The sequence below is a fragment of the Heyndrickxia coagulans DSM 1 = ATCC 7050 genome (genome assembly GCF_000290615.1).
In the GTDB taxonomy this organism is placed as follows: domain Bacteria; phylum Bacillota; class Bacilli; order Bacillales; family Bacillaceae_C; genus Weizmannia; species Weizmannia coagulans.
Genome location: NZ_ALAS01000239.1, coordinates 29,777 through 45,064, shown reverse-complemented (window position 1 = coordinate 45,064; position 15,288 = coordinate 29,777). Strand labels below are relative to the sequence as shown.

The 15,288-nt window shown below is 46.6% G+C and carries 12 protein-coding genes and 1 riboswitch; of the genes, 8 read left to right on the top strand and 4 right to left on the bottom strand.

From position 1 onward, the window contains the following. Positions 1-216: 216 nt before the first annotated feature. The 5 genes from IC21_RS13120 (at position 217) to metC (ending at position 6,865) form a co-directional block, all read left to right on the top strand. Positions 217-2,136, top strand: a complete 1,920-nt coding sequence (locus IC21_RS13120; protein WP_029141956.1) for a BglG family transcription antiterminator — start codon at positions 217-219, stop codon at positions 2,134-2,136. 268 nt (positions 2,137-2,404) lie between these two features. Beyond that, the gene (kdsA, locus tag IC21_RS13115; protein WP_019722158.1) at positions 2,405-3,247 is read left to right on the top strand and encodes a 3-deoxy-8-phosphooctulonate synthase; all 843 of its coding nucleotides are present in this window, start codon (positions 2,405-2,407) and stop codon (positions 3,245-3,247) included. Between the two features lie 14 nt (positions 3,248-3,261). Continuing rightward, positions 3,262-4,239, top strand: a complete 978-nt coding sequence (locus IC21_RS13110; RefSeq protein ID WP_029141957.1) for a KpsF/GutQ family sugar-phosphate isomerase — start codon at positions 3,262-3,264, stop codon at positions 4,237-4,239. Between the two features lie 141 nt (positions 4,240-4,380). Beyond that, positions 4,381-4,501: riboswitch (SAM riboswitch) on the top strand. Positions 4,502-4,577: 76 nt separating this feature from the next. Further along, positions 4,578-5,693 (top strand): methionine biosynthesis PLP-dependent protein, encoded by a 1,116-nt coding sequence (locus IC21_RS13105; protein WP_029141958.1) that lies wholly within the window; start codon positions 4,578-4,580, stop codon positions 5,691-5,693. After that, entirely contained in the window at positions 5,690-6,865 is a 1,176-nt protein-coding gene (gene metC / locus IC21_RS13100; protein ID WP_029141959.1) for a cystathionine beta-lyase, read from the top strand. Before IC21_RS13105 ends, metC begins: the two co-directional genes overlap by 4 nt. Before the next feature lie 145 nt (positions 6,866-7,010). On the opposite strand, the gene IC21_RS13095 is transcribed toward metC, so the two are convergent. The 4 genes from IC21_RS13095 to IC21_RS13080 form a co-directional block, all read right to left on the bottom strand. Then, a complete protein-coding gene (locus IC21_RS13095; protein ID WP_029141960.1) occupies positions 7,011-9,299 on the bottom strand; it encodes a glycoside hydrolase family 65 protein in 2,289 nt (762 codons plus the stop codon). Between the two features lie 141 nt (positions 9,300-9,440). Next, positions 9,441-10,268 (bottom strand): carbohydrate ABC transporter permease, encoded by an 828-nt coding sequence (locus tag IC21_RS13090; RefSeq protein WP_029141961.1) that lies wholly within the window; start codon positions 10,266-10,268, stop codon positions 9,441-9,443. Positions 10,269-10,280: 12 nt separating this feature from the next. Beyond that, on the bottom strand, positions 10,281-11,495 hold the full coding sequence (locus tag IC21_RS13085; protein WP_029141962.1) for a carbohydrate ABC transporter permease: 1,215 nt from the start codon (positions 11,493-11,495) through the stop codon (positions 10,281-10,283). A 185-nt stretch (positions 11,496-11,680) separates the two neighbouring features. Beyond that, on the bottom strand, positions 11,681-12,925 hold the full coding sequence (locus IC21_RS13080; protein WP_029141963.1) for an extracellular solute-binding protein: 1,245 nt from the start codon (positions 12,923-12,925) through the stop codon (positions 11,681-11,683). Positions 12,926-13,041: 116 nt separating this feature from the next. Between IC21_RS13080 and IC21_RS13075 the strand changes: the two genes are divergently transcribed. From IC21_RS13075 to IC21_RS13065, 3 genes are all read left to right on the top strand, one after another. Further along, complete coding sequence (locus IC21_RS13075) at positions 13,042-13,788, top strand: AraC family transcriptional regulator (protein WP_029141964.1); 747 nt, start codon at positions 13,042-13,044, stop codon at positions 13,786-13,788. A 276-nt stretch (positions 13,789-14,064) separates the two neighbouring features. Then, entirely contained in the window at positions 14,065-14,790 is a 726-nt protein-coding gene (locus IC21_RS13070) for a WecB/TagA/CpsF family glycosyltransferase (protein ID WP_019722168.1), read from the top strand. 181 nt (positions 14,791-14,971) lie between these two features. Beyond that, on the top strand, positions 14,972-15,286 hold the full coding sequence (locus IC21_RS13065) for an iron-sulfur cluster biosynthesis family protein (RefSeq protein ID WP_029141965.1): 315 nt from the start codon (positions 14,972-14,974) through the stop codon (positions 15,284-15,286). The last annotated feature ends 2 nt before the right edge of the window (positions 15,287-15,288 follow it).

Here is a 15,288-nt window from a genome sequence, read left to right as displayed (position 1 = left end):
TTTGAAATTTTTACACAACACTATTTTATATTTTGATAATCGGAATTTGGCTTGTATCTGACCAAATTTGATTCGTTCAGCAAGCCCTAACTACGATAAGGCAGGCTGCACAAGGATAAAGGCATTGGTTTTTTCAACGTTTACATCACAGCCCGAAAAAATGGTTTCTCTTTGCCAAAAATTGTAGTAATCAATGATAAAAGGGAGTTGTTGGCATTGTCTAATTTATCAAGACGGCAGAAAGATATCTTAATCCTTTTATCCAAATCAAAAGAACCCGTTACTGCAGGCTGGATGGCAAAAGAACTGGGCGTCAGTGACCGGACGATACGGAATGAAATGAAGCTCATGCAAAATAATATGGACTCAAACGGGTTTCAAATTGAATCGACCAGAGGTTTAGGATATAGCATAAAAGTATTAGATGCCGGGCTTTTCTCAAAAGTCCTCCATGAGATTTCTGCGGAGGAACCCCAATTAGCGGGGGATTTTGCTGATAAAGACACAAGAGTGCTCTATATTTTGCGCCGGTTATTGTTAGAAACAGATTTTGTTAAAATTGAAAGTTTTATAGACGAGATGTATGTCTCTTTGTCGACATTACAAAATGACTTGAAGGACGTAAAGAAAATTTTAAATCAATATCACTTAAAGCTAATCAACCGTCCCCATTACGGGTCGAAAGTGGAAGGGGACGAATATATGAAACGATTATGTTTGTCAAATTTATTACTGGAGCGGAACCAGGAGGCATTTCTGAAGGAAGAATGTTTACAGCTTATTGATCCGGAACTATTTAAAAAGATTAAAGAAATAATCGTCCAAAAGGTCAATAAATATAAGATTGAAATCTCTGATATATCTTTGGAAAATTTAGCGACACATATTTCCATTGCCTGCCGGAGAATCCGGGAAGGTTTTGTCATTGAAGAGCTGGCTGATGTTTTGGTCGATGATTATCCATTTGAGAAAATTGTGGCGAATGAAATTATAAAAGAAGTTGAAGCTTTCACTTTGTTAGCCTTTCCTAAGACAGAAATCGATTATATTATTGTTCATTTATTAGGAACCAAACTTTTACACAAAAAGGAGCTGGCCGAATTTAGTAAATTTGATGAAGCCGGAACGATTATTAATTGTATGTTATATCGTTTAAAGTCTGAATTGAATTGGGACTTCCGCCAAGACCGCGAGTTTATTCAGTCGTTAACGCTGCATATTCGTCCTGCAATGAACCGGTTACGGTATAAGATGAATATCCGGAATCCGTTATTAAACGATATAAAGAAAAAATACCCAGCTGCTTTTGAAGGCGCTATCATTGCCGGCAAATGTATAGAAGAATATTTAGGAATGGAAGTGGTGGAGGGTGAAATTGCTTATATTGCGCTGCATATTGGAGTTGCCCTTGAACGAATGAAATTAAACAAGAAAAAAATAAAAAAGGTACTTATCGTTTGTGCATCCGGCGTAGGGAGTGCAAAATTGCTGTCCTACCGGTTAAAAAATTTGTATGGGCAAGAAATTGAAATTGCCGATACCATTAATTACTACAATTTGTCATCCTATGATTTATCTTTTATTGATCTGATCATTAGTACGATTCCTATAAAGGAAAATTTGGGCGTCCCGGTCCAAGTTGTGAATACTTTTTTGGAAGATAAGGACATTCATGCGATAAAATGTTTTTTATCCAAGACACAAAATGTAGCAGAAAAGTATTTACATCCTTCAAGAATTTTTCTCCAGCTGGAATTGCGGGATAAGGAAAGCGTGATTCGATTTTTATGTGATGAACTATATAAGCAAAAGCTTGTACCAAGGGATTATGTAAACCTTGTTTTAGAAAGGGAGTCGATTACGCCAACCTGTTTTGGGAATCTCGTAGCCATTCCCCATCCAATGGTGCCCGTAACGAAGGAGACGTTTTGGACAGTATGCACGTTAAAAAGCCCTATTCACTGGCATGACCAGCAAAAGGTCCAATTTGTTTGCCTGTTAAATATTAAAGAAGGCACGCAAACGGATTTAGATGGTATGTATGAAAAACTCATTTCCATTATTGAAAACAGGTACGTTGTGCAAAAAATCATCAAAAGCAAAACGGCTGATGAGTTAATGGCATGTATAAAATAATGAGCTCAGTGCCGCCGCCATTTACAAAGGAATATTTTCCAATCCATTGCCTCAAAGGATACTTTACCCGCCATCCATGTCATCAAGCACAAAACTTGTCCGGTTTTGTGCTTGGTATTTCTGGAGATAACTTTACATAAAAGCGAAAAAAATTTGTGAATATTTTTTACAACTTCCTTGTCCTGTGCGGTTTCCTAAAGGATAATATTTGTAACCTGCAGTAGAAGGAGTAAAGACACGTGAAAACTTAACAATGAGGAGTGAGCAAATGAAAACGGTCCAACTGAACAGCCGGATAGCTTTCGGCCAACGTCTACCGCTTGTATTGATTGCCGGCCCGTGCGTAATTGAAAGTGAAACGATGGCCATGGAAACAGCCGCAACCCTTCAAACCATTGCCGGAAAACTCGGCATTCCTTTCGTTTTTAAAGCTTCTTTCGATAAAGCCAACCGATCATCCATTTTTTCCAAACGGGGCCCGGGACTGGAAAAAGGGCTCGAAATACTTGACCGGATTAAAAATGTATTTGGCGCACCGGTCACGTCCGATATTCATGAGCCGCACCAGGCAAAAGCAGCCGGGGAAGTGCTCGACATACTGCAAATCCCCGCTTTCCTTTGCCGCCAGACCGATTTGCTGCTTGCCGCCGCCGCGACGGGCAAAATCGTGAATGTCAAAAAAGGGCAGTTTTTGGCGCCTTGGGATATGAAAAACGTCATTCAAAAATTGGAAGAATCCGGCACCGAAAAAATTCTCCTTACAGAACGTGGTTCGACATTCGGCTACAATAACCTGGTGGTGGATATGCGTGCACTTCCGGAAATGCGCAGATTAGGGTATCCGGTCGTGTTTGACGCTACCCATAGTGTCCAAATTCCGGGCGGAAACGGCACTTCAACAGGCGGAAAGCGTGCGTTTGTCCCGTATCTGGCAAGGGCAGCGGCGGCATGCGGGATCGATGCGTTGTTTCTGGAAGCCCATCCTGATCCGGACCAGGCCTGGTCGGATGGCCCGAATATGGTGAAACTGGATGATATTGAAGAAATGTTAAAGCCAATAATTGAAATTGATCGCATGATAAAAGAACAAACGGCAGCAAACATCCATTAACGGAGGTGAATAGGATGTTAAAAGATTTCAAACGAAGCATCAATTATGTCGAAAGCGTCCGTGAAGTACTGGAAAAAGAAGCCAATGAGATCTTAAAGCTGAAAGACCGGATCAATTTTCGTATAAATGAAGGCATTGAAATGATATTGTCGTGCGAAGGCAGAGTCATTTTTACAGGAATGGGGAAATCGGGCATCATTGGCCGGAAACTTGCTTCCACATTTGCAAGCACCGGTACCCCGGCATTTTTCCTTCACCCGGGAGAAGCACTGCACGGCGATCTTGGAAAAATAACAAAAGAAGACATCCTCATTGCCATTTCCAACAGCGGGGAAACGTCGGAAATATTAAATATGATCCCCTCCATCAAAAGGATCGGCGCAAAAATGATTGCCATTTCCGGTTCACGCAAGTCGACACTGGCGCGGCGTTCGAATCTGGTGATGGATATCGGGGAAGTTGAGGAAGCGTGCCCGCTCGGCCTTGCGCCGACTTCTACAACCACCGTCACGCTTGCGCTCGGGGATGCGATCGCGGTAGCCCTTTTAAAGGCAAGGGACTTTAAACCGGAAAATTTTGCGCTCTTCCATCCCGGCGGCTCGCTTGGCCGGCGTTTGCTTCTCACGGTTGGCCATGTGGCTAAACGGAAAAGCATGAACCCGGTTGCCGGAATGGACACCGGCATAAAGGAAGCATTATTTATGATGACGGAAGCGGGGGCGGGGGCTGTTTCAGTTATTGATGATCGGGGACGGCTGGCCGGCATTTTAACGGACGGCGATATCCGGCGTGAGCTTTTAAACGGCCATGAAGTACTGGACAAAAAAGTAGCAGATTTGTATACAAAATATCCGGTTTGCGTCAGTGAGCATCAGCTGGCAGCGGAAGCATTGCGGATAATGGAAGACCATGCTTTCAAGGTGTTGCCGGTTGTTGCCGCCCAGAAACCGGTTGCCATGCTCCATATTCAGGATTTGGTCCAAACTATATAGACAAATGATAAAAATTAAATTGGAAATTTTTTAAAAAAGCTTGACGAATCCGAAAAAAGGGGATAAATTGAACATAAGCATTTTTTAAGTCCGTTGTGTAATGGCTTTTGCGGTGTTTATGGCAAATTTCATACTCGTATTTTCTTATCAAGAGAGGTTGAGGGAATGGCCCGATGAAGCCTCAGCAACCTTCAATGCTTTTACGCGTTGAAAAGGTGCTAAGTCCTGCAAGTTATGGGATCCATAACTTGAAAGATAAGAAGATGGTTCATGCACGAAAGGAATGGCCTTCTTCTTATTGGAGAAGGTTTTTAACTTTATTTGAGGGAGTGTCCATCATGTATCGTACAGAAACAAAACTTGCACAGATCGGAAACCGCAGTGACCGCGTGACAGGTGCGGTGAACCCGCCTGTTTATTTTTCTACCGCTTACCAACACGAAGGCATTGGGCAGTCGACCGGTTTTGATTATTCCCGTACCGGCAACCCGACACGCCAGTTGCTGGAAGAAGCGATTGCGGATCTGGAGGGCGGGGACCGCGGGTTTGCGTGCAGTTCCGGCATGGCTGCGATTTTCACTGTTTTATCTTTGTTCCAGGCCGGCGATGAGTGGATTGTGAGTGATGATTTATACGGCGGCACCTACCGCCTGCTGGAGCAGGGGTATAAAAAATGGGGGCTTTGTTGTAAGTACGTGAATACTTGCAACCCGGAAAATATTGAAAAAGAAATCACCCCGAAAACGAAAGCCATTTTTCTCGAAACACCGACAAACCCCCTCATGCAGCAGACGGATATCGGCGCTGTGGCTGAAATTGCGAAAAGGCACGGAATCCTGCTGATCGTGGACAATACTTTTTACACCCCGCTTTTGCAGCAGCCGATTAAAGAAGGCGCTGATATTGTGGTCCACAGCGCAACGAAATATCTTGGAGGGCATAACGATGTGCTGGCCGGGCTGATCGTGGCAAAGGGCGCTGAACTTTGCGACAAGCTTTTCTTGTACCATAACGGTGCCGGCGCCACACTCAGCCCGTTTGATTCATGGCTTTTGATGCGCGGTATGAAAACGCTGGCGCTCCGGATGGAAAAACACGAAAAGAATGCAAAAGCTGTGGCGGCCTTTTTAAGCGCGCATCCGGATGTAAAAGATGTGCTGTATCCGGGCCGCGGCGGGATGCTTTCTTTCCGTGTAAAAGAAGAATCATGGATTGACCCGTTTTTACGCGGCCTGTCTCTGATTACATTTGCCGAAAGCCTCGGCGGGACGGAAAGTTTTATCACTTACCCGGCTACACAGACGCATGCCGACATTCCGGAAGAAAAACGGATTGCCTCGGGCGTGGACAACTGCCTTTTGCGCTTTTCAGTCGGAATTGAAGATGACCGCGATTTGATTGCAGATATTGAAAAAGCTTTTGCCAACATTCACGAAGGGGTGCAAACACGATGACAAATGAAGATTATTCTTTTCAAACGAGGCTTTTACATAACAGCCACAAAATTGACCAGGTGACCGGTGCGGTGAGTGTGCCGATCCAGCATGCTTCGACATACCACCAGGCGGACATTGATCAGTTCGGCAAATACGATTACAGCCGCTCGCTCAATCCGACGAGGGAAGCGCTCGAGGATGTCATAGCCGAACTCGAAGGCGGCGCCAAAGGTTTCGCGTTTGCTTCCGGGATGGCGGCGATTTCAACGGCATTTCTGCTTTTGTCGGCGGGCGACCATGTTGTGATCACCGAGGATGTGTACGGCGGCACGTTCCGGATGGTGACAGAAGTCCTGACACGGCTTGGTATTGAACATACATTTGTGGATATGACCAACCTTGAAGAAGTGCGGCAGGCCGTCCGCCCGAACACGAAAGCTTTTTATGTAGAAACCCCTTCAAACCCGCTTTTAAAAGTGACGGATATCCGTGCGGTGAGTGAACTGGCAAAGGAAACCGGGGCGCTCACCTTTGTCGACAACACCTTTTTAACGCCTGCCCTGCAGCGCCCGCTTGAACTCGGGGCGGATATCGTGCTGCACAGCGCGACGAAATTTTTAGCGGGGCACAGCGATGTCGTCGCCGGGCTTGCAGTTGTAAAAGATGAAGCATTGGCAGCGCGCCTCGGCTTTTTGCAAAACTCGTTCGGGGCGATACTCGGCGTCCAGGATGCATGGCTCGTTTTGCGCGGGTTGAAAACGTTGCATGTGCGGTTGCTCCAATCGCAGCAATCAGCGGTGAAAATCGCACGTTTTCTTGATGCGCATCCGCTTGTACGAAACGTGTATTATCCGGGGCTCGGGCACCATCCACAGCATGCATTGCAAAAGCTGGAGGCACAAGGGCCGGGCGCGGTATTGTCGTTTGAACTGGAAGATGAAGAGGCGCTACGGGCATTCGTCAGCCATGTAAAAATCCCGGTTTTTGCCGTCAGCCTCGGTGCTGTAGAATCGATTTTGTCTTATCCGGCAAAAATGTCCCACGCCGCAATGCCGCCTGAGGACCGAAGAAAACGCGGCATCTCCGACAGCTTGTTGCGCTTATCGGTTGGCCTCGAAAATCCGGATGATCTGATTGCCGATTTTGAGCAGGCTTTTTCATACACGAAAGCTGGCACACCAGTGAAATAGAAGCCGGATTCCTTCAGCAGGAAACGCCAACTGTTGCCGGTTAAAGCCCGATTCGTTCAGAAGTTCCGAAAAAAGCAGCGGGAAACCACTGTAAAAAGGGTCCCGCCGCTTTTTTCTATTTTTTGTGCAATGAAAACGCCTGTATTCACAATCCGGGAATCGGCCGGGTAATCGTCCTGCCTGGTTGCAGCGTTTCTGTCCGGCCGCCGATATGGATGTCCAGCGCATCTCCTTCCAGCAATGCCACTTTGAACGCATGGCGCGTGACTTCCACCCGGAGCCTGCGGTTTTGGTAGGTGAGACGGAATAAATAGCGGTCCCATTGTTCCGGAATGGCCGGGTTTAAGAAAAGCCCATTTTCTTTGATCCGGACGCCGCCGAATCCGTACACGATGGACAGCCATGTCCCACCCATATTGGCCATATGCAGGCCGTCTTTTGTGTTGCCGTGCGTGTTATCAAGATCAAGACGGGCTGTTTCGATAAAATATTGATACGCTTTTTTCGTTTCGCCGAGCCTGGACGCCATGATGCTGAAGATGCAAGTGGACAGCGATGAATCGTGTGTTGTGACTTTTTCATAATAATGATATGAGTTTCGGATCGTTTCCGGATCGGCCTCTTCTTCCAGCAAAAAATGTGCAAGTACCGTGTCCGCCTGTTTGCACACCTGATGCCGGTAAATCGTGAGCGGATGATAATGCAAAAGGAGCGGGTAATGGTCTTTCGGCGTATGTTCAAAATCCCAGACCGCTTTATCGAGAAAGCTGTCATCCTGTTTGTGAATGCCGCGCTTTTCATCATAAGGGAGATACATCCCATCCGCTGCTTTCCGCCAGCTTGCCGCTTCTTCGTCCGTTAAGCCAAGCCGCGCCGCAAATGCCGCAAAAAAGGCCGCATCTGTTTCTTTCAGCCAGTAGTAAAATTTGTGCGCTGATTTTAAATTGTATTTTGCCATCACATTGGTATAGTAATTGTTATTAACGATGGCCGTGTACTCATCCGGCCCGGTCACATCTTCAATCGCAAATTTGCCGTCCTTTTCCCGGTAATGCCCAACCTCAAGCCAAAGCCGCGCCGTTTCCACGAGGATTTCGATGCCGTATTGTTTCATAAAGTCCTGATCTTGTGTGGCATACCAGTACTGCATATAGCTGTAAGCAATGTCCGCGCTGATGTGATACTGCGCTGTGCCGGCAGGGAAATACGGGGAGCATTCCGTGCCGGAGATCGTCCGCCACGGAAATAGCGCGCCTTTTTGATGGCCCATCTCTTTTGCCCTTGCCCGTGCGTGGTCAAGGATATGGTAACGGTACAGCAGCAAATGCCGCGCAATTTGCGGATACGTTAAAAGAAAGACCGGGAAAATATAAATTTCCGTATCCCAAAAATAATGCCCTTCATAGCCTTCGCCGGACAGCCCTTTTGCCGCAATATTGCTGGCGGTGTCTTTTCCGGCAGACTGCAGGAGCTGGAACAGATTGAAACGGATCCCTTCCTGCAGTTTCGGATCGCCGTCAATTTCAATGTCCGCTGCTTGCCAGTAAGCGGCTAAATATTGCTCCTGCTCCCGTAATAGTGCTGAAAAATCTTTCCCTTGCATGCTTTTCAGGATGTCCGCCGCTTTTTCTGCGACATGGCCCCCGTGGCGGAGCGTGTCCGTGTAAATCGCAAATTTTGTAAAGCATACCGGTTGGCCGGGCTTGAAATTGATGATTGCGCGCACTTTATTTTCGTCTTGTTCATAACGGCATTCGCAAGGGACGTTAACAGTATGGGTTACGGCACAGGCCGTTTCAAGCCCGGAAGCAAATGTGCGGGCACGCAGTATAATGGTGCCGCCTTCCTCTATAGCTTTTGTCACAGCCAGCCTTTTTGCATGGGCAGATCCGGTCCGCGGGTCGTTTGCATCGACATAATTTTGCACATCACCGTTGACAGTGGAAATCACCCGCACCGGCCCGGAAAAGTTCACCGGCTTCATTTTCACTTGAATCGCAAACAGTTCCCGTTGTGTAAAAGAAACGAGCCGCGAAAAAGTGAGTCTGATTTCTTTTCCGGAAGGCGATTTCCAGTGGATGGCACGTTCGGAAAACCCGCGTTTCATGTGCAAAGTTTGGGAAAAACCGAGGACTTCCCCTTCAAAAAGCGAGAAGCGTTCTTCCCCAAGAAAAATTTCGACGGTCTGTGCATCGATCACATTCAGCATTTTCTGCCCGGTTTCCGGAAATCCGTACGCTTTTTCCCCGTATTCGATGTCTGTAATGTCATAAAAAGCATTCAAGTATGTGCCGCGGATGGAAGGAATTTCTTCCGGGTAGCCTTCTTCAAAGTTGCCGCGCACGCCAAGATAGCCGTTTCCGAGCGCAAATAAACTTTCATTGACCAGCAGCATTTGTTTGTCACATTCGTGTTTTGCCATTTCCCATGTCATACGCGGTTCCTCCAAAAATTTGAAATTCATAGAGGGCATGATGCAAGTACCCTTCATCTTCTTTATGATTCAGCCGGCGGGCAACAACGGATCTCCTGCCGGCTCAACGTGTTCCTTTTTTGCAGTACGGGGGATGTGAAATTATTCTTTCACCCCGCCCGTTGTAAGGCCGGAGACGATTTGCTTCTGGAACAGAAGGACGATGATCAGGGTCGGGACCGTGACGACTGTGGTAGCGGCCGCGACCTGTCCCCAAAGAATTTGGAACTGGGTACGGAGGAAAGAAATCGCGACCGGCACAGTATGGTAGTCAGCGTCTGAGTTTAAGGTAATCGTCAGCAAAAATTCGTTCCACGCAGCAATGAATGTAATAATCGCAGTTGTAAAGACACCTGGCGCGGCAAGCGGGAAGACGATCCGGAACAGCGTCTGAACCGGCGTCGCACCGTCAATTTTTGCCGATTCTTCAAGCGCGAGCGGAATCTGGTTGAAATGCGTCACTAGGATCCATACCGCAGTCGGCAGGGTGATCGTCGAATACGGCAGGACAATCGCATACGAGTTCGTTAAATGCAAATGCAGGAACAAGTTATAAATCGGCCCGGTGACAATCATTTGCGGGAACATCGAAACCGCCAGAATCAGCCCGAGCAACAAGTTTTTCCCTTTAAAATCAAAACGCGAAATGGCGTAAGCCGTAAACGTGGCAATTAAAATAATGTAAACCGTTGTCGTTGTCGCAACGATAAAACTGTTTTTCACCGATGTCAGGATTCCCTTTTGGAAAATCTGCGTGTAATTTTCCCATGTCGGATGATGGGCAAAGACCCGAAAAGCCCCGTCCCCAAAAATTTCCCCGGAAGGTTTAAAGGAGGTGATAAAAATCCAGAAAAACGGAAATATCATCCCAAATAAAAATACGGCAATCAGGGCGATGATGAGCACATTCCATTTGCGGTTCGTTTTCATGGCCATCCCTCCTTAGTTTTTATCCATCAGATTGGCGCCAAGCACTTTAATGTAAATGGTTGCGATGATGGCGACGCAAATAAACATGATGATGACAATGACGGAGCCGTAGCCGAAGTTGGTTTGCCCGAACATCGTTTTGTAACCGTAGACAGACATGGTTTCTGTTGCCCCGCCCGGACCGCCGCCTGTCAGAACGTAAATCAGGTCGAAAACGCGAAAAGCGTCAAGTGTCCTGAACAGCAGTGCGACTAAAATAGAAGATTTGAGCATTGGCAGCGTAATTTTGAAAAATTGCTGGATTTTTGTTGCGCCGTCAATGGATGCGGCTTCATACAACCCTTTGGAAATGTTTTGCAGGCCGGCAAGCAGCAAAAGGGCCATATAAGGTGTTGTTTTCCAAACGTCGGCTAAGATCGTGGATACCATCGCGCCGGATCCCGTTAAAAGCAGAATGCGCGAATCGCTGATCAGCCCTATGGATTGGAAAAAATGCGCGACAACACCGCTTGTGCCGTCATACAAATAACTCCACATGAGCGCGGCAACCGCGGTCGGAATTGCCCACGGGATCAGCGAAGTTGTCCTTACAATGCCTTGCCCTCTGAACGCTTTGTTCATAATCATGGCGAGGCCGAGGCCGAGGACGAACTCAAGGAAAACCGAAACGACGGTAAAGAGCACGGTATTCCATAAGGCATGCCCGAGTCGTTTGTCATGCAATGCTTCTTTATAAGACTTGAAGCCGATGAAGTTGGAGGGTACAAAGCTGCTTTTGAAATCTTTAACAATTTTTGATAAATTTTTTCCGTTTTGCGTATTGTATTTGGCATTGATTTCCTTTACCAGTTTGGATGAGTCGGTATAAAGGCCCATCAGCTTTTTCTGGTCGGCCTGGCTGATTTTTTGGACGCCTTTTCTGCCTTTATACTGCTTGGCAACATCGGCAACGCGATGGACCAGCTTGTCGACTTTTTGCCGGTCGGCCGGGTTGGTGATTTTTTCCCGGTCTTCTGTCAGAAACAGCCTGACATACGTTTGCGTTTCGTCAAATAAATCGAAATTATAGCGCGGGCTCATGTACAGCCCCGATTTTTGCTGGTTATTCAGCTGATAATCAAAAAAGGTATAGCGGAGTGACTGAAAAATCGGCCACAGCGAGAATACGCCGATAATCAGCAGGGCTGGAAGGATAAATAAAAAAGCCTGCAAGCGGTTCTTCTTCATGATGCTGGCACCTCTTTTCACCGTAATGTTTCTTCCCGTACGGAGGATGCACAGTTTATGCAGCGCCCCCTCATATCTTTTTAAAAAAGGCTCTATTGAATAGAGCCTTTCGCCGATATCAAACCATTATGAAAAGCAGGCGCCCGGGGACGGAAAGGGAGTAAAACGCGCCCCTGGACGGTTGCTTATTCGCCTGCTGCGTCCTGGATCGTTTTGGCTGCATCATCCAGATTTTGGCCTGTGCTTAAATATTTGTGGGCCGCAATTTGGATCGTGTCGGATACTTTGCTGTACTTCGCGGATACCGGGCGGGCAATCGTCGTTTTCAATGCTTTTTGGAAGCCCGGCATGGTCAGCATTTTGTTTTGTTTTTGGACATCAGGATCATTCAGCAAATCATTATATCCCGGCAGGTAACCGCCTTTTGTGGACATAATCTTCTGCCCTTTTTTGCCGGCTACGAATTTTACAAACTCCCATGCGCCTTCTACATGTTTTGAGTTTTTGTTGATGCCGAGAAGCCAGCCGCCGACAGCGCCGCCGTTTGGAAGCGGGGCAATGCCAACATTTTTGATGTCCACTTTTACGCCTTCTCCGCCAGTTTTAATGGTGCCATACTGGTACGGCCAGTTCCGCGCGAAGACAGATTTTCCTTGCGCAAAGCTGTCCAGCGTTTGTTGTTCCATATAGTTTAGCAAATCTTTTGGCGCCCATGCTGCTTTTGTAAATTGATACATCGTCTCAAGGCCGCCTTTGATATCTTTATAATGATTCGTGAATTCTGTCACATTGACGGTTAAGCCTTCATATTGTTTGGATTGATAAACAAAACCGTTTGTCGTTCCGTTTTTGCCGGCATATTTTGCAGCCATGTCCCCGAGTTCTTTATAGGTGTAGTCCCCGCTTTCGAGTTTCGCAGCATCTTCCTTGCTGACAATATCGGAACGGTAATACAGAATGCCGAGGTCCGGGAAGAATGGAAGCGTATATTGTTTCCCTTCATAGTTACCGGAAGCCATCGAACCGGCATTGAACTGTTCTTTCGTCAAATTAGCATCCATCATTTTCTTGTCAATCGGGACAAGGTATCCGGCACCTGCAAATTCGCCGCCCCATACAACGTCCATGGACATGATGTCATATTCGCTTGATCCGCTGGAGAGCGAAGTCAGCAATTGGTCGTGCATTTGTGCCGAGTCATTCGTCATTTGCACCCATTTCACCTGGTACTTTTTCGATTGTTTGTTAAAAGCTGCAATGACTGCTTTTGTCGCAGGTGTACTGTCATTTTGTGCCGCGAATTTTAACACAATCTTTTTTGAGGAACTGCCGCTTTTACTTGATTTCGAGCTTGAATTGCTGCCGCAGCCGGCCAGCACGCCCACAACAAGCGTAAGCGCTGCCAAAATAACGCCCGCTTTTTTCCACATCCTAAAGCCCCCCTTTAGTTTTGATGCTTACACTTGAATATTACCATGTATGCGCATACAATGATATTGAAATCTTTAGATCTATAATAAAATTTTTAGATTGAGGGGCGGCTCCGATGAAACAGTCTGCCATCAGCAAATCCATTATAGAACGCTACCTTTCATACCGCGTTGAACACCAGCGCGAGTATTTTCTGCATCCGCCTTATATGATGGAAAAGCAGTTGTTGAATGCTGTAAAAGAAGGAAGAGTGGAAGCAGCCGAATCCGTTTTGAAAAACATCAATACGCTGGAGCGGGCAAAACTTGCGGAAGTACCGGTCCGCTCGCTCCGTAATTCTCTCATCTGCATTTGCACGCTGTTCACGAGGGCGGCGATCGAAGCGGGCGTGCCGCCGGAAACCGCTTTTAACATCAGCGATGCGCATATTTTGGAGATTGAAAGGATGGAGACGCAGGAAAAGCTGTTTGAATTGGAGTACAGCATGATGCGCAATTTTACGGAAACCGTCCGGCAGGCAAGGAAACAGGAACATCGCTACAGCCATGCGATTCATATGGCTGTGACATATATTCATGAAAATATTTTACAGGTGGTCACGCTCGAATCGCTGGCAAAACATGTTTACCTGAATCCGAGCTACTTGTCCCACTTGTTTAAAAAAGAGACCGGCGTATCGGTGACGGATTATATAAATAAAAAGCGGATTGAAGAGTCGATTTATTTTTTGCTCCATACGAATATACCCATTTCTGAAATTGCGCTTCTGTTCCATTTTTGCAACCAAAGCTACTATACTTCGCTTTTTAAAAAATATATGGGGCTCACCCCAAAAGAATTCCGGGAGCAAAACCAGTACTAATTTTGCTGGCATGTATCCGCTTTTTAACCCCGGCCGGCTCTTCCTTGCCATTTTCCAATGTTTAACATAACTGTTTCACGTCCGGATTTCCATCCAGTTTCATTTCGTAGCCCCCGTCTGCGGGGAACGCCAAAATTCCACCGCATATCGCCCATGCTGCGGGTCTTCCCTTTTTGCCACAGGCGTTGGCGGAGCGGGGATTTGTAATTGCCGGCGGTGCACAGAACGTATATACTAAACATGGAAACATTTCAACATGCTAAGGAGAAAACTGTTTTGAAAAAGGCATTTGGCAATATTGATTTGACCGTGATTACAGAAGAACAATTTTTGGGCGAATTTGAGAGCCGGGTACACGAAGGAATTAAAACCAATGTGTTTTTTTTAAATGCGCACTGTTACAATATCGCCCAAACCGACCGCGACTACTACCGGATTATCAATGAAGCCGACTACCTGCTCAACGACGGGGTCGGGATTGAAATCGGCGCAAAACTGTTTGATATTCCGCTTGCCGGCAATTTAAACGGTACCGACTTGACGCCGAAAATATTAAAGCGCTGTGAAAAAAACGGCTTTTCCGTATTTGTGCTCGGCGCTACCGAAACGAATTTGAAAAGTGCAATCCAACATTTCCGCAGGGACTATCCCGGTTTGAAAATTGCCGGCGCCCATCACGGTTATTTTCAATCAAACCATGAGATTGTAGAGGAGATTAACCGCTCGCATGCCGATGTGCTGATCGTCGGAATGGGCGTGCCGCTCCAGGAAAAATTCATTGCCGGCTTCGATCGGGAACTTTTCTGCACGGCACGGCTCGGTGTCGGCGCTTTTATTGATTTTGCATCCGGAAACGTACCGCGTGCCCCGTATCTGTTCCGGAAATTGCGGATCGAGTGGCTGTTCCGGCTGTTGCGCGAACCGAAACGGCTGTGGAAGCGGAATGTCGGCAGCCTCATCTTTTTATGCCGGATTTTGCGATATAAATGGAAACATTCTTAGCTTCCTTTTTCCGGTGCGGAAAAAGGAACGGGGTGTGCAGGGCGGGAATTCAGACACGTGCCCAAAAAAAGAAGGGAATGCCCGGCACTTGCCGAACGATAAAAGATGTGCCAATTTTTGTTTTACAAAAGGGAAAAGCGGGTACGATAATGTAATCATTTGTAAAAGAAAGGTGAGAAAGATGGAAATTGATATCAAACCCGCTGCACTCTCCCAATTTAAACAAATTGAATTTCAAGAAGGCGAAGGCATCCGGATTGAGGCGGTCTTTGTCGGGAGCTGTACAATTGCCGCTGAACATTCTTTGAAAATTGACCATAAACGGGAAGATGACGATTTGTTTAAAGTTTATGGCATTCCGCTCCTTGTATCGAAGGCAAGCCAAAAACAGCTCGGTGAGAAAGTCATCATCGATTACAATCCGAATAAAGGGTACAAACTTTCTTCAGATCAGGAAGTTTACCAATACAATCTTGACTTGACAAGAGCCGAGTAAAA

What these genes read in the sequence shown, in the direction of transcription:
- IC21_RS13080 (WP_029141963.1), bottom strand. Translation starts at nt 12,925, where the DNA reads ATGTGGAAAAAAGCGGGCGTTATTTTGGCAGCGCTTACGCTTGTTGTG.
- IC21_RS13105 (WP_029141958.1), top strand. Translation starts at nt 4,578, where the DNA reads ATGTATCGTACAGAAACAAAACTTGCACAGATCGGAAACCGCAGTGAC.
- IC21_RS13085 (WP_029141962.1), bottom strand. Translation starts at nt 11,495, where the DNA reads ATGAAGAAGAACCGCTTGCAGGCTTTTTTATTTATCCTTCCAGCCCTG.
- IC21_RS13095 (WP_029141960.1), bottom strand. Translation starts at nt 9,299, where the DNA reads ATGACATGGGAAATGGCAAAACACGAATGTGACAAACAAATGCTGCTG.
- metC (WP_029141959.1), top strand. Translation starts at nt 5,690, where the DNA reads ATGACAAATGAAGATTATTCTTTTCAAACGAGGCTTTTACATAACAGC.
- IC21_RS13090 (WP_029141961.1), bottom strand. Translation starts at nt 10,268, where the DNA reads ATGAAAACGAACCGCAAATGGAATGTGCTCATCATCGCCCTGATTGCC.
- kdsA (WP_019722158.1), top strand. Translation starts at nt 2,405, where the DNA reads ATGAAAACGGTCCAACTGAACAGCCGGATAGCTTTCGGCCAACGTCTA.
- IC21_RS13065 (WP_029141965.1), top strand. Translation starts at nt 14,972, where the DNA reads ATGGAAATTGATATCAAACCCGCTGCACTCTCCCAATTTAAACAAATT.
- IC21_RS13075 (WP_029141964.1), top strand. Translation starts at nt 13,042, where the DNA reads ATGAAACAGTCTGCCATCAGCAAATCCATTATAGAACGCTACCTTTCA.
- IC21_RS13110 (WP_029141957.1), top strand. Translation starts at nt 3,262, where the DNA reads ATGTTAAAAGATTTCAAACGAAGCATCAATTATGTCGAAAGCGTCCGT.